The 19,546-nt window shown below is 61.5% G+C and carries 18 protein-coding genes; 6 read left to right on the top strand and 12 right to left on the bottom strand.

The window, feature by feature from the left end; genetic code table 11:
- Positions 1-4: 4 nt before the first annotated feature.
- A complete protein-coding gene (locus FNL56_RS15785; protein ID WP_143573873.1) occupies positions 5-934 on the bottom strand; it encodes a branched-chain amino acid ABC transporter permease in 930 nt (309 codons plus the stop codon).
- 58 nt (positions 935-992) lie between these two features.
- Entirely contained in the window at positions 993-2,222 is a 1,230-nt protein-coding gene (locus FNL56_RS15780; protein WP_143573871.1) for an ABC transporter substrate-binding protein, read from the bottom strand.
- 270 nt (positions 2,223-2,492) lie between these two features.
- Between FNL56_RS15780 and FNL56_RS15775 the strand changes: the two genes are divergently transcribed.
- From FNL56_RS15775 to FNL56_RS15760, 4 genes are read left to right on the top strand one after another with little or no spacing between them, the layout of a single operon-like run.
- Positions 2,493-3,242: an SDR family NAD(P)-dependent oxidoreductase gene (locus FNL56_RS15775; protein ID WP_143573869.1), complete on the top strand. Its 750-nt coding sequence runs from the start codon at positions 2,493-2,495 to the stop codon at positions 3,240-3,242.
- Between the two features lie 7 nt (positions 3,243-3,249).
- Positions 3,250-3,933: an EthD domain-containing protein gene (locus FNL56_RS15770; RefSeq protein WP_143577982.1), complete on the top strand. Its 684-nt coding sequence runs from the start codon at positions 3,250-3,252 to the stop codon at positions 3,931-3,933.
- 1 nt (position 3,934) lies between these two features.
- Positions 3,935-5,143, top strand: a complete 1,209-nt coding sequence (locus tag FNL56_RS15765) for an NADH:flavin oxidoreductase/NADH oxidase (RefSeq protein ID WP_143573866.1) — start codon at positions 3,935-3,937, stop codon at positions 5,141-5,143.
- 1 nt (position 5,144) lies between these two features.
- A complete protein-coding gene (locus FNL56_RS15760; protein ID WP_441351231.1) occupies positions 5,145-6,854 on the top strand; it encodes an FAD-dependent oxidoreductase in 1,710 nt (569 codons plus the stop codon).
- A 1,271-nt stretch (positions 6,855-8,125) separates the two neighbouring features.
- Here FNL56_RS15760 and FNL56_RS15755 read toward each other — a convergent pair.
- From FNL56_RS15755 to soxY, 10 genes are all read right to left on the bottom strand, one after another.
- Entirely contained in the window at positions 8,126-8,737 is a 612-nt protein-coding gene (locus tag FNL56_RS15755) for a class I SAM-dependent methyltransferase (RefSeq protein WP_143573862.1), read from the bottom strand.
- Between the two features lie 103 nt (positions 8,738-8,840).
- Positions 8,841-10,112 carry an NAD(P)/FAD-dependent oxidoreductase gene (locus FNL56_RS15750; protein WP_143582132.1) on the bottom strand — a complete coding sequence of 424 codons (1,272 nt, stop codon included), beginning with the start codon at positions 10,110-10,112 and terminating at the stop codon, positions 8,841-8,843.
- A 53-nt stretch (positions 10,113-10,165) separates the two neighbouring features.
- On the bottom strand, positions 10,166-11,428 hold the full coding sequence (locus FNL56_RS15745; protein ID WP_143582131.1) for an NAD(P)/FAD-dependent oxidoreductase: 1,263 nt from the start codon (positions 11,426-11,428) through the stop codon (positions 10,166-10,168).
- A 44-nt stretch (positions 11,429-11,472) separates the two neighbouring features.
- Complete coding sequence (locus FNL56_RS15740; RefSeq protein ID WP_246660677.1) at positions 11,473-11,808, bottom strand: c-type cytochrome; 336 nt, start codon at positions 11,806-11,808, stop codon at positions 11,473-11,475.
- A 107-nt stretch (positions 11,809-11,915) separates the two neighbouring features.
- Positions 11,916-12,998, bottom strand: a complete 1,083-nt coding sequence (locus FNL56_RS15735) for a YeeE/YedE family protein (RefSeq protein WP_143573856.1) — start codon at positions 12,996-12,998, stop codon at positions 11,916-11,918.
- Between the two features lie 173 nt (positions 12,999-13,171).
- Entirely contained in the window at positions 13,172-13,891 is a 720-nt protein-coding gene (locus FNL56_RS15730) for a c-type cytochrome (protein WP_143573854.1), read from the bottom strand.
- On the bottom strand, positions 13,875-15,149 hold the full coding sequence (gene soxC / locus FNL56_RS15725; protein WP_143573852.1) for a sulfite dehydrogenase: 1,275 nt from the start codon (positions 15,147-15,149) through the stop codon (positions 13,875-13,877). Before soxC ends, FNL56_RS15730 begins: the two co-directional genes overlap by 17 nt.
- Before the next feature lie 75 nt (positions 15,150-15,224).
- Complete coding sequence (gene soxB / locus FNL56_RS15720) at positions 15,225-16,922, bottom strand: thiosulfohydrolase SoxB (RefSeq protein ID WP_143573850.1); 1,698 nt, start codon at positions 16,920-16,922, stop codon at positions 15,225-15,227.
- A 90-nt stretch (positions 16,923-17,012) separates the two neighbouring features.
- Positions 17,013-17,345, bottom strand: a complete 333-nt coding sequence (gene soxZ, locus FNL56_RS15715; protein ID WP_143573848.1) for a thiosulfate oxidation carrier complex protein SoxZ — start codon at positions 17,343-17,345, stop codon at positions 17,013-17,015.
- A gap of 46 nt (positions 17,346-17,391) precedes the next feature.
- On the bottom strand, positions 17,392-17,856 hold the full coding sequence (gene soxY, locus FNL56_RS15710; protein ID WP_143576187.1) for a thiosulfate oxidation carrier protein SoxY: 465 nt from the start codon (positions 17,854-17,856) through the stop codon (positions 17,392-17,394).
- A 180-nt stretch (positions 17,857-18,036) separates the two neighbouring features.
- Between soxY and soxA the strand changes: the two genes are divergently transcribed.
- Together soxA and soxX are read left to right on the top strand one after the other, a co-directional pair.
- A complete protein-coding gene (gene soxA, locus FNL56_RS15705; RefSeq protein ID WP_143573846.1) occupies positions 18,037-18,867 on the top strand; it encodes a sulfur oxidation c-type cytochrome SoxA in 831 nt (276 codons plus the stop codon).
- Positions 18,868-18,926: 59 nt separating this feature from the next.
- Positions 18,927-19,517: a sulfur oxidation c-type cytochrome SoxX gene (gene soxX, locus FNL56_RS15700; RefSeq protein WP_441351299.1), complete on the top strand. Its 591-nt coding sequence runs from the start codon at positions 18,927-18,929 to the stop codon at positions 19,515-19,517.
- The last annotated feature ends 29 nt before the right edge of the window (positions 19,518-19,546 follow it).

Below are 19,546 nucleotides of genomic sequence, written 5' to 3'. Positions count from 1 at the left end.
CGGATCAGACCTTATCGAACGAGCGCGATCCGAACAGCCCGTTGGGCCAGACTGAAAGCACGAGGATGATCAATGCAAAAATAACGATCTCACGCCACTGGGCCTGCCACAGCGCAACACCCTGCTCCAGAAGTCCGAGAGCGAATCCCCCGAAAATGCAGCCCCGCGGGTTGTCCAATCCGCCCATGATGGCTCCTGAGAAAGCCTTCAAGGCGATCCCCAGGCCCATGAAAAGCGACGCCGATGCGATCGGCGCAACCAGCACGCCACCCAAACCGGCCAGCGCACTGGAAAGCACGAATGCACCGATCATGACAGCCGTCACGTTGATCCCCATCAGCGATGCGACCGCCGGATTATGGGCGACCGCGCGCATTGCCTTGCCTATCCGCGTTGCGCGCATCACGACATCAAGTGCGACCATCAGGACGACGGCCGTCACGAACACGAGAACTTCCTGGGGGCGGACCCCTGCTCCCGCAATCCGCAGCACGTCGTCGCCGAAAGGCGAAGGCAGCTTCACGGGGGCTGGCCCCCAGACAGCAAGTCCAATGCTCTGGAGGATGACGCCGAAACCGATCGTGCTCATCACCCACGACATCCCCGGCTTTCCCGAGAACGGTCGTATCGCAGCAAGGAAGATCACGATGCCGAGCACACCGGTGACGCAGCCCACGGCAAGCGCCGCAATCGGATAGTTTAATCCGGCGGAAGCGCTGCCGGCCAACCCGGCAACACCGGAACTGCCGTGATCGGCCGATAGCAGGTAGAGAACCGTCACACCAAGGAAGGCCCCGAAACCGATAAATTCACCCTGCGAAAAATTGAGTGTCTTCGTCGTCGTGAATGTGATGCTAAAGCTCAAGGCGATCAGAGCGTAAACTCCTCCCACCGCCAAACCACTCATCAGGACCTGCAGATATGTTGCAAGCACTCGCGCCCCTCCCTCTTGGCTGAACCAGACAGTCGAGGCCGTCAGGCCGCCAACCGCACTATCCCTTGAAGTCTTCGGGCTTAAGGGACGCAACGACCTCGTCGTTGTAGGCGGCCAGCTTGCCGCCACGCCAGCATGTCCAGCGCTGATCCGCGGCCGTCAGTGCGTCATGCTCGGTCTTGCTGAACGGCTTGTTGTAGGATTTTGCATAACCATCGAACGGCTTCTTCAGATCCTCCAGCGCTTCACGCACCTTCGGCCCCGCGGTTGTGCCTGCCTGCTGGATCGCGGCAGCGAGCAACATTGTGGAATCGTAGCCATGTACCGCAAAGGAGAACGCGGAGTCGGCGTCGATCTTCGGCCGAATCCGGTCGAAAAACTTCTGCTGAAACGGCGTGCGAGCTTCGGAAACCGTCCGCAGGAAAATCGGCTTCTCGGCGAGCGCCGGTCCTGCCGCGTTGATAAAGCTCAGGTTGTCCGCGGCCCAGCTCGTCAACACAATCGGGAAGTAGTCAATCTTCTCCATGCTCCGCATCAATTGGCCGATGGGAGTGCCCTGCGCCCAGACGAGCACGGTGTCCACTCCCGCCGCCTTCATCTTGCCGAGCTGGGAGGTCATGTCGGTGTCGTTGACGTTGAACTTTTCGTTGGCGACCGGCGTGATGCCCTGCAGAACGGCGATTTCCTGCAAGTCCTTGAGGCCGCCCTGGCCATACCCCGTCGTCTCGGTGAGAAATCCTACGTTTTTGACGGCCTTGCTTTTTTTGGCATAGCCCATCAACGTGACGATCTGCGTGCGATCGACGCTGCCGACGCGAAACATGTAGTTGTCAGCTCCGGGACTCATCGGCTTCACGATATCCGTAGCCGATCCGATGCACCCCATCACCGGAATCTGCTTCTGGTTCGGAATTTGCCGCCATGCGAGCGCGTTGCCCGAATTCGTCGGACCGAGCACGGCAACGACCTTTTCGTTGTCAATCAGATCGGACATGTTTTGAATCGACTTCGGCGGCTGCGAAAGATCGTCGCGCACGACCAAGGTGAAGTCGTAACCCAGGCCTGTGCCCTGCGTCTTGAGATCATCGATCGCGGCCTGGATGCCGACCACCGCAGCCCGCCCGGACTGTGCCGATGGCGAAGCCGAAAGGTCACCATTAAATCCGAGCTTGACCGGCCCGTCGGCCCAGGCCCGCCCAGCCGTCAGAGCTCCAAGAGAGGCGGTGAATATTCCCGAGATCGCAAGCTTGTTGAAGCCACGGCGACTGGTCGTCCTGATTGACGTCATTGTTTCTTCTCCCCTGTTGCTACCGCCGTCTCCGAACACAGGCCTTTCACAAGAGGCGCAGGATTTCGGGCGGCTGATTGTTGTCGCGCTCGGCCGGCTTGAACGCCGTCTCGTTGATCGTCGTCTTCACTATCAAGCGGTCCTCTCCCGCGCAATGGGAGCAGAGGCCGTTTTGCAAAATAAATTTGTTATTACCGAACTTATTCGCTATAGCAGAATTTGTCCCGTTCGGAAGCGGCGGCCAAAAATGCGTGAAATGAGGAGGAAGCAATGCTTCTTGACGCCAGAGTTGCGCTCGTTACCGGCGCTGGACAGGGCAATGGCGAAGCAATTGCCCTAGGCCTCGCTGCCGAAGGTGCCCGCGTGATCGTGACTGATATCGCAGCGCACTCAGCGGAGACGACCGCGCGGCGTATCCGCGATTCGGGCGGACAGGCCTGGGCGTTCCGGCTGGATGTTACAGACGCGACCGAGTGCGAGGATCTGGCAAAAGAGATCGCAGCATCCGTCGGAGACGTCTCGATCGTCGTCAACAATGCCGGCATTTGTCCGCGACACACGATCGACAGTCCCGACCTTTTTGCGCATTGGAATGCCGCGCTGGATGTCAATCTGCGGGGCACGTTGAACGTCTCCGTCGCGTTTCTCCCGGCATTGCGAAAAACCAAGGGCGCAATCATCAACATCGCGTCGATCGCGTCATTTGTCTCGACCGCGACCTCAGTCAGCTACCCGGTCTCGAAAGCCGGCGTCAGAGCCCTGACCCAGAGCATGGCGCATGAACTCGCCAAGGATGGCGTACGGGTCAATGCCATTGCACCCGGCACCTTCGCCACAGCCATGACAGAGGCGACGCGCTCCAATGCGGAGAGATCGGAGCGCTTCCTGGCGAGAATTCCCATGGGCCGCTATGGCGACCCTAAAGAACTGGTCGGGCCGACCGTCTTCCTGGCCTCGACCATGTCCAGCTACGTTACAGGCACGACGCTTGTCGTCGATGGCGGCTACCTAGCACTGTGAGAGTCACATGATCGTCAGAATGGGACTTTCAAAGAAGCTGCCCGGCCTTTCAACCGCAGAATTCCGTCGTCACTGGCGCGAGGTCCACGGACCGCTCGCCGCAAAGATGCCGGGGCTGCGCGCTTATCACCAGAACCATATCGTTGACAAAACCCAGCTGGCGATCGACCATGATCGCGGCAATTGGGATCTCGATGGGATCTCCGAACTCTGGTTTGACGATCTCGCATCGATGGACCGTGCAATCGCCTCCGACGCCTACCCGCCAACGGTGGCAGACTCTCCCAGGCTGATTGCGGCGACAACGGTGATCGTGGCCGAGCAAACCGTCGTGGTGCCGCGGGCCGATAGTCCGCTGATCAAGCGAATATCCATTCTCGAGAGACGAAAGGGAATGTCGCGAGACGAGTTTCGTACTGAATGGCTCGGCAAACATGCCGCGATGGTCGCTGATTTCCCCCTGCTTGCGGGTTACACGCAGAACCTGGTGATCGGTCGTGGCCAGGCGCCGGGTATCGACGACGACACGGGGGAGCCGCCATTGGACGGCATCGTCGAGATGTGGTTCCGGAACCAGCAGGATCTTTGCGCAGCGTTCAGGTCGCCGGCAGCCGACACGTCTCAAGCGCATGCGCTCCATTTTCTGGAGACCATCACGGCCTTTCTCGTCGAACCCCACGTCGTTATCTGAAATGCCAAGGACCAACGCACGCCTCCTGTTTTCTCCGCTGACGCTGCGCGGGCTGACGCTTCGCAACCGCATCGTCATTTCGCCGATGTGCCAGCACGCCGCGGACCAGGGAAAGGCAACCGACTGGCACCTCGTTCATCTCGGCAAGTTTGCGATGGGAGGCGCGGGCCTTATTTTCACAGAGAGCACGGCGGTGTCTCCGCATGGTCGCATCGGCATCGACGATCTCGGCCTTTGGTCAGATGATCAGATCGAACCACTCAAGCGTGTCATCGATTTCGTCCATGACCAGGGAGTGCCGGTTGGCGTGCAGTTGGCACATGCCGGGCGCAAGGCGGGTTCCCAGCCGCTCTGGGAGGGCGGGCAAGCGTTCACGCTTGAAGATATGCATTTTCCCGACGGCACGCCATGGCGGCGGATCGGACCGAGCCCGGTGGCAGCCGGTCCCGAATGGAGCGTTCCGGAACCGCTCGACGAGAGCGACATCCGGGACGTGGCCGACCAGTTCGCCGCTTCCGCCGCACGCGCTGTCGCCGCGGGCGTTGATGCCATCGAACTGCACTTCGGCCATGGATATCTGCTCGCCAGCTTTCTTTCGCCAATCTCCAACCATCGGTCCGATGCATATGGTGGAAGCAGAGACAACCGTATGCGCCTTGCATTGGAGATAGCAGAGCGCGTCCGTTCCGGGATACCGGATGGCATGCCTCTGTTCTGCAGACTATCCGCAATCGATGGCGCGGAAGGGGGATGGTCGGTGGATGATTCGGTGCATCTTGCGCGGGATCTTTCCAACGTGGGTGTTGACGTCATTGACGTGTCGTCCGGCGGCCTTTCCGAAGAAACACGCCGGAGCAACGTACCCCGCGGACTCGGTTTCCAGGTTGGCTTCGCCAATGACATCAAGCGCGGTGCGGGCGTCGTGACCCAGGCTGTGGGGATGATCGTCGATGGACGGCAGGCAGAAGACATCCTGCAGTCCGGCGCGGCCGACCTGGTCGCGATCGCCCGCGAGGCGCTCAATGATCCCTATTGGCCGAGGCGAGCAAGGGAAATGCTTGGGCTGGATCCCGATTACTCGGATTGGCCGGCTCGCTATGGGTCATGGCTTTCGCGACGCGACAGTCAGATCGGTGATGAACTCCGGGCGCGTCGCGAATTCATAAGAAGCTCGGCAGGCAACAATGCCGACAATGACAAAGGAAACTAGGATGGCGCAGACCGTCGATTGCGATGTACTCGTTGTAGGTTCTGGCGCGGGCGGCTTTGCCGCCGCAGTCGCGGCCCAGGCACGAGGCTTGAAGGTCATCGTCGCAGAGAAGGAGAAATGGGTCGGCGGCACGACCGCTCTCTCGGGCGGCTTCATGTGGGTGCCGAACAACCCGATATCCCGGGCCGATGGAATCGAGGACACCGTGGACGCCGCGCGGACCTACCTGCGGCATGAGGCCGGCAACCACTTCAACGCGGAGAATGTCGAAGCATTTCTCCAGGAAGGTCCGGAGGCCATTGCGTTCTTCCACGAAAAGACCGCGCTGCAATTCGAACCGGCATCGGCATTTTCAGACTATCATCCGGACGCGCCGGGCGGCCGCGCCGGCGGGCGCTCGATCAAGGCACTTCCCTATCGCGCCCAGGGGCTCGGAAAAGAGCTCAACAGATTGAGCCCCCCGCTTCCCGAACTCACATTCGTGGGCCTCATGATCGGGTCCGGTCCTGAACTCAAGCATTTCTTCAACGTCACGCGCTCGCTGAAGTCGGCCGCCTACGTTGCGCAGCGATTGCTGGCGCATGCGCGCGATCTCGCGCTCTACCAGCGCGGCATGTTGCTGACAAACGGCAATGCCTTGGTCGCCCGTCTGTTCCGAAGCGCACTGGATCTGGGAGTCGATGTCTGGACGGATTCGCCGGTAGCCAGATTGATACGCGAAGGAGACGCCGTGACGGGCGCCGTCATCAATACGAAGAGCGGTGACATCACGGTCAGAGCGAAACGAGGCGTGGTCCTGGCAGCCGGGGGGTTCCCGCAAGACATGAGCCGGCGACGAGAAATGTTTCCGCACGACCGCAGCAATGACGGGCACTTTTCGCCCGCGCCGAAAGGAAACACGGGCGACGGGTTGCGGCTCGGCGAGGAAGTCGGCGCTGTTGCCGAGAAGGGCTATCCCAACGCCGCAGCCTGGGTGCCGGTATCGCGCGTCCCGCGACGCGACGGCAGCTATGGCGTATTCCCGCATTTCATCGACCGCGCCAAGCCCGGCCTGATCGCCGTGCTGCCGAACGGCAAGCGCTTCGTCAATGAAGCCAACTCCTATCACGATTTTTGCCAGGCACTGTTCGCGGCGGTCGGCACCGACGCCGCCGCCCGGGCGTATCTCGTCGTCGATCAGCCGTTCCTCACCCGATATGGCTTGGGCTTCGTCAAGCCGTTCCCCGTTCCGGTTGGCGGCAATATCCGGTCGGGCTATCTGAAGACCGGAAAAACCGTTGCAGAGCTTGCCCGCGCCGCGGGTATCGATGCCACGGCTCTCGAAGCAACTGTGGATCAGTGGAACAAAGACATCGCCAATGGAGAGGACAAGGCCTTCGGGAAAGGTACGACCTCCTACAATCGGTTTAATGGAGATCCGGATTTCGAACCCAATCCATGTCTGGCGCCGCTTGCAACGGGCCCATTCTATGCCGTCGAGGTTGTTGTTGGCGATCTCGGCACCTTTGCGGGTCTGCGCGCAGATCGGTACAGCCGGGTCACCGATCATGAAGGCCGACCGATCCCGGGCCTTTACGCAGCAGGCAACGATCTGAACAGCATTATGGGAGGCAACTACCCCGGAGGCGGCATCACCTTGGGGCCAGCGCTTACATTCGGCTATATCGCAGCCAAACATCTCGCGGAGCATTCTCACAACGTGAGATGCTAAGTATATCGCTGACCGCTGTAAACGGGTCCTCGGGACCATCGCCTCGAAAGTTTCAGGATCGAAGGCGAACCGAAGGTCTTCACGGAAGCAGCGTACAGGCCATATGGGACGGCACCTCCTCATAGTCGGTTCATAAAGCCACGACGGACTAAATCGCGGAAAGCTTTCGCCCATAAAACACGATAAAATTTCGCTGTGAATCGGCAAGGCATCTGTCCCCAATCAGCGCCGAACATTTACCCCACTCGTGTGTGGGCACTGATCGACAGCGATGATCAACGGTCACCGCCTGCCTGCCGGTTCATCCTTCGGGCAGTTTACGGCCTGCCTACTGTGCGCATGAGCCGATCTTGAGATCGGTGCATGCTGCCCGTTTTGCGGATGCCTCTTCGGAATATTGAGCCCGCGACGGCGCGATCGCGTGATCAACGCTCTGGATCGTTGAACGTCGAGGCTCCTAACGTCGCCAAACGCAACCCAATCCAAGCGACAGCGCCCACGAAGCCTTCCGTGTACCAAAGCTGACTTTAATCCCCCCAAGGGCACAACTTTGAGCACAAGATGAACAGAACTTCGGGTCGCGCGAATTTCGGCCTCAAGATTGCATTGTCTTATCAACGCTTTGCCGGATGCCTTGTGCAGACCTTTGAGTTTCCCACCACTATGGTTGGTGGGATACCCAATGTTCCGCACTTTTGAACCAAAGTTCTGGCGGACACAGGAATAGCACCCTATCGGCAGGGCAAAAAAGGCTGAATTTAGAGGTTGCGCGCTCTCGATCCTTATTCGCGTGCTGCAGCCAATCACAAGCAGAAGTCGGCCATTCTGACTTCGCGCCATGTCGAGACGCCAAGAGCCAAGAGGCCATTCGGATCGCTCATCTTTCGAATCTGGTTGATCAAAGGCCTCAGACTTGAGGCCTGCGCAATACCGCTGCTTCTCGAATTCGAATTGAATCCGGTTAACTACATAGAACATATGACGAACAATTGGGTAGCCAGGGAGGGGTGTACTGCTCTGCGACAGCCCGATCGTGCTTCTCGATGAACCCGTCGAGCATCTGGTTACCGATCAGGCATCGCAGCTTCGGAACAGCGTTCTGTCGCGGTTGAATGACCGGCTTGCGATCTATTCGCACACATGGACGCGATAATGCGCCAGCAGTCGTTCGGATTTCTCTCGGCGCGGAACGGGAAGAATAGGTGCCGGCGATATTCGAGGAGAGCGCGAAGCGCGGACTCAAAGAAGCAGAACTCTCGAAAGCATCGCGGTCACGGAGCCTTGCGCGCGGTGAGGCCTATGACAGCCGACATCCCGCTATGGGCAGCACCTTCGTGCAGTTCGCGCTCCTCTTCCGTGATGGTGATGTCGCGGAGCGAACCGAAGGCCTCCTGCAGCATTTCACGCGTGTAGAGATTCTCGACAACCTTCGGACCACCCGTGCCGTACTCCAGTTGCTTTGGCGTGTAGCCCTGGACGATGACCAATCCGTTTGGCTTGAGGCTCCGAAGGACGCCGCGCCATTTTTCTGCGCGCCCCGCCGGCGAACTGAACTGCGTAAAGATATCGATCACGACGTCAAACGTCTCTGCCGGATAATCCCAAGCCTGGACGTCCGCCCTGATCAACACGATCTCGACGCCGCGCTCCTTTGCCAGCGAGGCGGCCTTGACCTGCGCCGCTTCGGAAAAATCGAGTGACACGACGTCGAGCCCCTGCTCGGCCAGCCAGACGCCATTGCGTCCCTCACCGTCGGCAATCGCAAGCGCCTTGCCAGATCCGGGCAACAACATCTTGCAGGACGCCAGAAAATGGTTCGGCTGCTTGCCGAAGATGAAATCCGTCCCGCCGAAACGAGTCTCCCAGACATCGTGCTCGCTCATCTGTGCTCCGCTTGCTTTGTGGTTGCCATGCCGGCCTGATGATTTAACGGATCGATCGGATCGGCCAGAAAATCAGTGAATCCCGCCACACCGTGGTCACGGATCAACCGAAGATATCGGTCGTCATGCCCACGTACCAGCCGGCCGCCTCGCGCGCCTGCTTGGCGCGCAGCTCGGCGCCCTCTTCCAGTTGCGACGTGTAGGGATCGATCATCACGATCCTGCCGTCGCGCGGCTCGTAGCGGGCGCCGTTCTTGACGGCGTCGTTCGGCGCTATCGTGCTCCAGCAATGATTGGTGAAGCGAACCGGCAGACGGCGCCCGCCCGCAAGCTCGGCGCGCAGCACCATGGCGGTCATCTTGGCTTCATTGTTGGCGTCGAAGCCGGATTTCGGGAATTCGCCGCCGGTCGCGGAGTCGCCGATCACATGGATCGCGGGATCGATCCGCGAAGCCATCGTGCCGGCATCGACCGGGCAGAAGCCGCTGTCGTCGGCGAGCCCGGCATCGCGAGCGAGTCGGCCGGCGATCTGCGGCGGGATCACGTTGACGAGCGTCGCTCTGTGGGTTTCGAAATCGGTGGTCACGGTCATTGCCTTGATATCGACCGCCTTGATGCCGCCGTGGATGGCCGGATCCTGCCATTCGATCATGCCGCCATAATGCCGCTCCCATCCGTCGATGAACAGCGTCTGCATCGCGAAGTGGTCCTTGGTATCGAGGATCACGATCCGGGCATTCTTCACCCCACGGGCCTTCAGCGCATAGGCCATCATCGAGGCGCGCTCATAGGGCGCCGGCGGGCAGCGATAGGGTAGCGGCGGCGCGATGATGACGATGACGCCATCGTCGCTGACCGCGTCGAGCTGTTGCTTCAACAGTTTGAATTGCTCGGCGCCGCGATAGCCGTGCGGCATCCGCTCCGCGGCTTCCGGAGAATAGCCAGGCACGGCGCCCCAGCGGAAGTCGATGCCGGGCGACAACACCAGACGGTCGTAGGAGATGCGAGCACCGCCGTTGGTGCTCACCTGCCTGGCATCGCGATCGATCGCGGTGACGCTGTCGAACACCATGCCGACACCGGCGGCGGCAATCGCCTCGTAGCCGAAATTCAGCGTCTCGAACGGCTTCAGCCCGCCGAGATACAGGTTCGACGTGAAAGGCGTGGTGTAGATCCGGTTCGGCTCGATCAGCGTGACATGCATGGAGTCGTCGCCATGGCGCAGATAGCGCGCCGCGGTCGCCCCACCGGGTCCGCCGCCGACCACGACGACGCGCGGCTTCACCTGCGCGATCGCCGGACAGGCCAGCAGCGCCGTACTCCCCGCCAGACCGCGCAGTACGCTGCGCCGGCCAATCCCGATGGGCTTGCTCACGTCAACTCTCCATGGACGGCGCCCGCGACGCGCGACATCGCGGACGCTTGGGATCAGGCAAAAATGTCGGCGACGATGCCGGCGTACCAGCCCATGTTTTCCTCGGTGGTCTGCACGCGAACGCCGGCGTCCTCGCCGGGCTTCGAGACGAAACCCTCGACCTCGGCGATGGCACCCTCCTTCGGCTCGTAGCGCCCGCCGACCTTGATCGTGTCGTCGGTCTGGATCACCGACCAGCAGGTGTTGGCATAGCGCGCCGGGAAGGTACGGCTGCCGGCTAGCTCGCCGCGCACTGCCATCGCCACCACCTTGGCCTGGCTGTTGGCCGCGAAAGCCGATTTCGGCATCGCGCCGGCGATCGAGGCGTCGCCGAGCACGTAGATATTCGGATCGATCGCCGACCGCATGTTGGCAGCGTCGATCGGGCAATAGCCGGTCTGGTTGGTGAGGCCGGCGTCGCGGGCGATCTTGCCGGCCATCTGCGCCGGGATGACGTTCACCAGATCGGCCTTGATGGTCTCGAAATCGGTCGTCACCGTCATCGCCTTGGCATCGATCGACTTCACCCCGCCGTGCATCTTCGGGTCCATCCACTCGATCATGCCGGGATAATGCTTCTGCCAGCCTTCCTGAAACACCGCCATCTTGGAAAACCTGTCCTTCGGATCGATGATGACGATCTTCGACCGGGTGTGACCCTTGGCCTTCAGCACATGCGCCATGCACGATGCCCGCTCATAGGGCCCGGGCGGGCAGCGATAGGGATTGGGCGGCGCCAGCATCACGATGGTCGCGCCGTCCTGCAGCGCATCGAGCTGCTTCTTCAGAAGCTGCATCTGCGGTCCGGGCTTCCAGGCGTGCGGCATGATCTCCGAGGCGGCTTCGGAATAGCCGGGCACCGACTCGAATTTGATGTCGATGCCGGGCGATACCACGAGCCGGTCATAGGCGAGCGTGCTGCCGTCGGCGAGCCGCACCTGCTTCTTGTCGCGGTCGATCGCGGCGGCGACCTGGCGGACCTGTTTCACGCCGTAGGCGTCGAGCTTGTAGGCATGGGTAGTGGATTCCAGGCTGCGCAAACCGCCGAGCACCAGATTGGAATGAAAGCAGGTAGTGAACTTTTCCAGCGGCTCGATCATGGTGACGTCGATGGCGCCTTGTGAATCCTTGGCGACATATTTCGCCACCGTGGCGCCGCCGGGACCGCCGCCGATCACGACGAGGCGCGGCTTGGCCTGGGCGCGCAGCACGCCCGGCATCGCGACGAGGCCGGCAACTAGCCCGGCAGAAAATTGGCGACGGCTGAGTGACGTCATGGTGCTCCCCTTCTGTGAATGTGCCGCATGGCGCGGCGTTGCTTTCATCTCTGGCTTTTTTCGGCGTGCGGTCCGATGCTGCCGAAGTAGCTGGCAAGCGCGGCGATCTCCTCGTCGGTAAACTTCACGGCGATCGAGCGCATCACCGCGTTCTCGCGCGACTTGTCGCGATATTCACCGAGCGCCTGCACGAAATCAGTCTCGGGCCAGCCGACAATCGGCGGAATGCCGTCGTAGCGGCCGCTGATCTGGTGACAGGTGACGCACTCGCTCGACAGATATTCGCCAAGCTCCCGGTCACCGGCGCACAACGGCGCAACTCCGCACAGCATGATCGCGGCACCCAGTGCGACCGGTGACAGCTCGCGGCCGCCCGTCATGTCGAGGCCCGCCGGCCAGGCCCGGATCGGCTGTCTGGATATCTCGCGGTCAACATTCCCTCGAGGCTCATGTGCGTTTCCCGGTAGCGTGCCGGCTTGCTGCCGAACTATTTTAACGTCAGCGCAGGCGCGATCTCGCCCGCCACATCCTTGTCCATTATAACATGCGTGACCAGCGCGCCCAGCCACATCGCCGCCAGCGCAAGCCAGGCGGTGACAGCGAAGATCGCACCGCCTGTGACGCCGGCACCGACCGCGCAGCCGCCGGCCAGCATGCCACCAAATCCCATCAGGAAAGCGCCAGCAGCATAACGCCGCATGCTCGGTCCGTCATGAAATCCCTGCAGCTGCCAGTCGCGGGCGAGCAGCGAGGCGATCAGCGCACCGGCGAATACGCCGGGCACTAGCCCGATGTCGAAGCCGAGCGGCACCGAGGGCGAATTGATCAACCCCATCAGCGTATCGGCCGACGGGCCGGTGAAGCTGACGCTCTTGATGGTGATCGGGCTGAAGGAATGCTGCGACAGCGTGTAGGTGATCAGCCAGCCCGCGAACACCGCAAGGCCGACGCCGATCGCGCTCAGCGCGGTGACGGCACCAACCCGGGCGCGGCGCGCCAGCCAGCATGCAAAGGCAAGTCCGGCCAATCCCAATACCGCACCGAGCACAGCGTCCGCATTGAGCACCGAGAGCAGGTTGCGCGACGGGCCACCCTGCACGGTCCAGAGTTCCGACAGGCTCTCCCGGGCCGGCGACAGCACGCCGCGCAACGAGGCCTGCGCCACGATGGTGAGGATCAGGCCGGTCACCAGCGCCCGAAGATTGCCGGTCGCCGACAGAACGAGCAGACGACTGGCGCAGCCCCGCGCCATGATCATGCCGGCACCGAACATCATGCCGCCGATGATACTGCCGGACAGCGAGCCGCGCGCGGCGAGTTGCCGCGCCTCGCTGACGTCGAGCGCGCCGATGGCGATCGCCGCCTGGGTGGCGGCAAGCGCGGCCGAAAACGTCAGAAGCCAGATCGCCAGCTTGGGACCGAACTGGCCTTGCGAAAACTCGATGACCGCCGCGCGGAGGCAGAACTTGCTGCGTTGCGCGCAAGCACCGAATGCAAATCCGACCAGCAATCCACCGGTCGTGAGCGCGGCCGTGTCGCCGAAACGTTCGATGAGCGATTCGATAATCACTGGCGCACCTGTAGGCCGCGCAACACCGATCTGTAAGCTCGCCGCAGCATGATGTGACATTGTGCGCCCAATCACCGGTCCGGCATTGATCTGAAGCAACCCGTTCAACTCATAACGGCATTCCGTGACTTGCTACCTCACACGACGCGGATCCCGGTCCGCGCCGTTCGCGATCAATCCACCTTCGGCCCGGCCTTGGAGTCCGGCGTGACGTCGACCGACATCGCGCGCCCGATCACCTTCGGCGGCGGCCGGCAATTCTTCATGCAGGGATCGCGCTGCCAGAAGTGCTTCTCGCTGACGTCGCGATCGTCCACGAAGAAGCCGCCGGCATTGGGCATTTTGACCTTGGCCAGATTGCTTTCGTTCAACTCATAGTTCTCATCCTTGATGACGTCGCTCATGCTGAGGATGTAGGCGACCAGCGCATAGACCTCGTCGCTGGCGAGCGAACGCGCATTGCCGAGTGGCATCGCGCGCTGGATATAGTCGAAGGCGGTGGTGGCGTCCGGCCAGAACGAGCCGACGGTCTTGTCGGGGCGATCGGCGGTCAGCGTGCCGAGGCCGCCGGACAGCACCGGCCAGCGCCCGACGCCCTGGCCGAACTCGCCGTGGCACGACGCGCATTTCTCCTGAAAGATCTCGTCGCCCTGCTTGGCGGTGCCCCTGCCCTTCGGCAGGCCGACGCCATCCGGCCGGACGTCGTCGTCCCAGGCGCGGACTTCCTCAGGCAATGCAGGCCGGCCAAGCCCGAGCTTGGCAGGCAAGGTGACCGCGGCCTTCTGCGTCGAGGCTTTCGCCGCCGTCTGCTGCGCCCCAGCCGGTGCATGCACGAGAGCGACTCCCGAGACCGTAAGGACGCCGGCGAGAAGGAGACTAACCGATCTCGACATTTTCAGTCTCCCCGTCGGGCCGCACCAGCCAGGTCTGGATACCATTGTTGTGATAGATCGAGTTGACGCCGCGCACCTTGCGCAACTCGTCCTTCGAGGGTTGCACGTAGCCGGTCTCATCGATGGCGCGGGACTGAATCATGAGCTCCTGTCCGTTCCAGTCGAAATCGACGTAGAACCGCACGATCGACTTATCCAGAACCGGACCGTCGAGCCGCGCCGTTTGCCAGTTGCGGCCGCCGTCCAGCGAGACGTCGACGCGCTTGACCGTACCGCGCCCCGACCAGGCGATACCGGTCAGCACGTTGCGGCCCTTGAATTTCAGCGGTGCCTGCGGCGACGGATTGGTCACCACCGACTTGGCGTCCATCACAAAGGTGTATTTGCGCGAGCGGCCGTCGGCCATCAGGTCGGTGTATTTGGAGGTTTCCTCGCGGGTCTGCCACGGCTGGTCGCCGGCCTCGATCCGGCGCAGCCACTTCACCCAGAGATTGCCCTGCCAGCCCGGGATCACCGCGCGCAGCGGATAGCCGTTCTCCGGCCGCAGCGCCTCGCCGTTCATCGCAAACGCGATCAGCACGTCGTCCAGCGCCTTCTCGATCGGCAGCGAGCGGTTCATGCCGGCGGCATCGGCGCCTTCCAGCATCAGCCACTTCACGTTCGGCTTCAGTCCGGCCTCGTTGAGCAACACCTTGAGCGGCACGCCGGTGTACATCACGTTGTGGATCATACCGTGGGTGAACTGGCAGCCGTTGAGCTGGGCACCGCGCCATTCCATGCCGGAATTCGCCGCGCATTCCAGGAAGTACACCTTGTTCACCCGCGGCATCCGCTTGATGTCGTCCATGGTAAACACCAGCGGCTTGTCGACCAGGCCGTTGATCATCAGCCGGTGGTCGGCCGGATTGATCTCGGCGACCCCGCCATGGTGCCGCTCGAAACACAGGCCCGACGGCGTGATGATGCCGTCGATTTCGTGCAGCGGCGTGAAGTTCACCGAAGATTCCGGCGACGCCGTCAGCCAGGAGACGTCGCGGCGGACGATATGCTTTTCGTATTTCGACGGCATGCCATACGGTCGCTTGTCGACGCCTTCGCCGAGATAGCGGCTCCAGTCCTGTACTTCGGTGATCAACGGATCCGGCTTCGGCGCTTCGGCTTTCGCCAGCTGCGGCAGCATCGCGCCGGCGCCGGCAAGTCCCGCCGCGCCGAGAAAGCGGCGGCGATTTAAAACCTCGGCAATTGGCTTGTCACTCATGCGGCATGCCCCACTGTTATTGTGATACGTGAATATGTTGCGCGTGATCGTGATGTTGTGTGCGATGGCTTCATGTCAGGCTCCCGTGACCTTCACGGCGGTGTTCGCATCGATTTTTACGCTGCCGACGCGCCCGACATGGGCCGCCACGACGTCCCAGATCGGCGGGCCCTGCGTGTTCTCGTTGATGCTGGCCCAGCCGGAAACGGTGTACGTCTTCGATGCCTCGATCGGCTGGCCGGATTTGAGGTGCGTGAGACTGCTGATGCGCGAGCCCATCGGCTTGCCGACATCGATCGCGTAGCCCATGCCGCCGGTCCGCACCATGTCGCCGCCACCCTGGAAGTAAGGGTCGGGATGGAAGATGTTGTCGGCGATGTCTTCCAGCACTTCCTTGAGCTGCGCTCCGGTCATCTGGTTGCGGTAGCAGTTCGGATAGGTGATCGCCGTGGCGTTGGTGATATTTTCCCAGGTAATATTGTCCTCGGGCAGCAGCGTGCCGCCCCAGCGGAAGCCCGGCGACAGCGCGATCTCGGTGTCGCGTTCGGCCAACATCGCGTTGCAGATCAGGTCGTCGAAAGTGCCGTTGAAATTGCCACGGCGATACAATAGCGAGTCGGTCTTGCCGATCACCCGCGCCAGATCCTTGGCATAGGGCGCCCGCACCTGCTCGACCAATTTCGCCATCGCCGGATCGGGTTTGATGGCGTCGGCGAACACCGGCATCAGCTTGAAGCGGATGTCGGCCACCTTGTTGTCCTTTACCGCGATATCGAGCCGCGAGACGAACTTGCCGTGCGAGCCCGACGCCACCAGCACCGTGTTGCCGACGCGGACGAGTCCAGGCATCGCGTCATGGGTGTGGGCGGTCAGGATCACGTCGAGGCCTTTGACCCGCCCCGCCAGCTTGCGATCGACGTCGAAGCCATTATGCGACAGCAGCACCACGATCGAAGCGCCTTCGGCGCGCGCCTCATCGACCTGCTTCTGCATGTCTTCCTCGCGAATGCCGAATTCCCACTTCGGAAACATCCAGCGCGGATTGGCCACCGCAGTGCGCGGCAGCGCCTGCCCGATCACCGCGATCTTCGCGCCGCCGCGCTCGAACATCTTGCGCGCCTCGAACACCGGCTCCTGCCATTCGTTGTCGCGGACGTTCTGGGCGAGGAAGGCGAAGGAGGCGGAGTCCGCGATCTGTTTGACGCGCTCGGCGCCATAGGTGAATTCCCAATGCCCGACCATGGCATCGACCTTCAGCGCCGACATGACGTCGACCATGTCCTGGCCCTTGGTCTTCAAGGACGTCCAGCTGCCCTGCCAGGTGTCGCCGCCGTCGAGCAGTAGCACCTTGTCGGCACCGCGTTCCGCACGCACCGCGCCAACCAGCGTCGCGATGCGGTCCATGCCGCCCATCTTGCCGTAGTTGCGGGCCATCGCGGTGAAGTCGTCCGCGGTCAGCGCAAAAGCGTCGGCAGAGCCGGTGGCAATCTTGAAGTAGCTGCGGAATTCAGAATCCGTCAGGTGCGGCGGCAAACCCTTGGCTTCACCGACGCCGAGATTGACCGACGGCTCGCGGAAATGCAGCGGCATCAGCTGGGCGTGGATATCTGTCACGTGCAGGATCGTGACCGTCCCGAGCGGCTCGAAGCGGGTGATGTCGGCTTGCGACAGGCGCTGCTGAGCAGCGACCCGTCCCAGACCGCCAAGACCGCTGCCGGCCAGCAAAGCCGACGCAGCCGCAGTCGCCTGCAGGAATTCCCGCCTCGATATCATCGTCCCACCCTTGCCAGTCTGGCTTTGCCAGCAGATTCAGAAGGAAGCTTTTATTACTTCCTGTCGACTGCGCTTCTCAAGTGCGCCGGGTCACGCCGCGACGGTCAATTTGCTCTTGGAAACGTAGTTCGAGCCGTCGTCGTCCTTCCACGTGAAGGTGAATTCACCGCTTTCAGCGGCCTTGTAAAAAAATGACTGATAGGGATTGGCGGAGATCGCCGGATTCCATTCGGCCTCGAACACCGTCTTGCCGTTGAACTCGGCAATGAACTTGTTGATGATCTTGCGCGGCACGATCTTGCCGGCGGCGTCCTTGCGCTGCCCTGATTCCATCTCGTGCGAGATCAGCGTCTTGATCTCGAACAGTTCGCCTGGCTTGGCCTGGGCAGGAACGCGAACGCGTGGTGTCGGTTGCGTAGCCATCGGGATTCCTCGTTCTTAATTCTACACAGCTTCGTGGACGAATTGATCAGCCGCCGCAGCCGCCGATCGTCACCTTCACATTGGCCTTGGCCATATGCAGGTTTCCGTTCGACATTTCCGCGATGCAAATGATGTTCTGGGTCTGCGCCAGCCGCATCCGCGTCGAGGCGGAAGCCTTGCCGCAGGCGGGCGTGAACTTGTAACTCACGATACCTGGCAGCGGGTTTCCATCCGCGAAGACATGCACGGCCTTGACGTAGTCCGCCTCCGTCATCGGGCTCTCGACATCCACGTTGACGGGAACGACGAGCCCGTTTTCCGCAATCTCGGGTACGTCGAGCTTGATCTTGCCGCTGTCGAATTTCTTGTCGCCGTAAAGCTTCTTGATTTCAGCGGCGACCGCCTGCTCGTCGGCAAAGGTCATTCTTGGAGCAAGTAGCGCTGCGAGCCCTAGAATCGAAGCGAAAGCAAGCGTCTCACGACGGGTCGTTTCAACCGACGTCCAAACCATATGGCATCCTCCAGCAGGATATCTTGGGGTATCCCTGACAACGGAATCGCTTGACGATTCCAGATTTGATCTATCAAGATCTGCAAACATCATTATATTGTTTTTCTTGAATGTAAAGATCTCCGAAAAAATTCGGAGCGAGGACCGCACAAGACGGTCATGCAATTGGGAGGTAGAGGAATGGTACGAGCCGCAATCGGTTCTGCGCTTTTCGCCATGGTGCTTTGCACAATATCATTGGGCGCATCAGCACAATCCGCGCAGGATGCCAGTGAGAAGGAAATCGAGCGCTATCGCGCGATGATCTCGGATCCAATGTCCAATCCCGGTTTTCTCGCGGTCGATCGCGGCGAGATTTTGTGGAGCGAGAAGCGAGGCAGCAAGAACGCATCGCTCGAGCAATGCGATCTCGGGCTTGGTGCCGGCAAGCTGGAAGGCGCCTATGCGAAGCTTCCGCGCTATTTCAAGGACGCCGACAAGGTGATGGACCTCGAGCAGCGGCTGCTGTGGTGCATGCAGAACGTCGAGGGTCTCGATACCAAGGACGTCGTGACCCGGCGGTTTTCCGGGCCCGGCCGCGCCTCCGACATGGAGGATCTGGTCGCCTATATCGCCAACAAGTCCAGCGACATGAAAATCGACGTGCAATTGAGCCATCCCAAGGAAAAGGAAATGGCTGCCGTCGGTGAGGAGTTGTTCTACCGGCGCGGCGGGGTGATGGATTTCGCCTGTGCCACGTGCCATGCGGACGAAGGAAAGCGGATCCGGCTGCAAGGCCTGCCGAACTTCTCGAAGCCCGGCAAGGAGGCGCAGGACACCATGGGCTCATGGCCGACATACCGCGTCTCGCAGGGCGCGCTGCGGACCATGCAGCACCGGCTGTGGGACTGCTACCGACAGCAGCGCTGGCCGGTCCCCGAATACGCCTCCGACAGCATCACCGCGCTCACCGTGTTCCTGAACCAGCAGGCAGCCGGCGGCAACATCACCGTCCCGTCGATCAAGCGCTGAGGGAGCCTCCGATGAAAACGACTTTGCAGATTGCGCTTGTGATCACCGCCGGCGTCACGATGCTTTCGCCCACGGCATTCGCGCAGAACACTCAGCCGAAGGCGGTCACCGTCGCCCCTGCTGTTGTTGACGCCTACCTCAAGTCGACCTTCGGAAAGGCGCAGCCCGAATGGCAGGCACGTATCGAACCCGATGAAACGCTGACGACCTGCAATCAGTACCGCAACGATGTGCCGTCGGCCGAAGCCGACAAGATCGTCGCGCGCGAACTGACCCGGGTCGTGCTGCCGGCAGATGGCAATTTCCTTGGCGACTGGAAGGAAGGCGCGAAAATCGCCAACAACGGGCGCGGCGGGCAGTTTTCCGACGACGACAAGACCGTCAACGGCGGCAATTGCTACGCCTGCCACCAGATGGAGCGCACCGAAGTCAGCTACGGTACGCTCGGACCGAGCCTCACCTCCTATGGCAAGGACCGCAAATTTGGTGCCGACGAGATCAAGCAGGCCTATACGAAGATCTACAATTCTCAGGCCGTGCTGGCCTGTTCGAACATGCCGCGTTTTGGTGCCAACAAATTCCTCACCGAAAAGCAGATCAAGGATCTCGTTGCATTCCTGTTCGACCCGGCGTCACCGGTCAACAAGTAGCCGCCTCACGCCTCAAACGCGGATGCCGG

The organism is Tardiphaga sp. vice304 (assembly GCF_007018905.1).
GTDB lineage: Bacteria > Pseudomonadota > Alphaproteobacteria > Rhizobiales > Xanthobacteraceae > Tardiphaga.
Note: the sequence above shows the minus strand (reverse complement) of the source record. Positions and strands in the feature narration are given on the sequence as shown.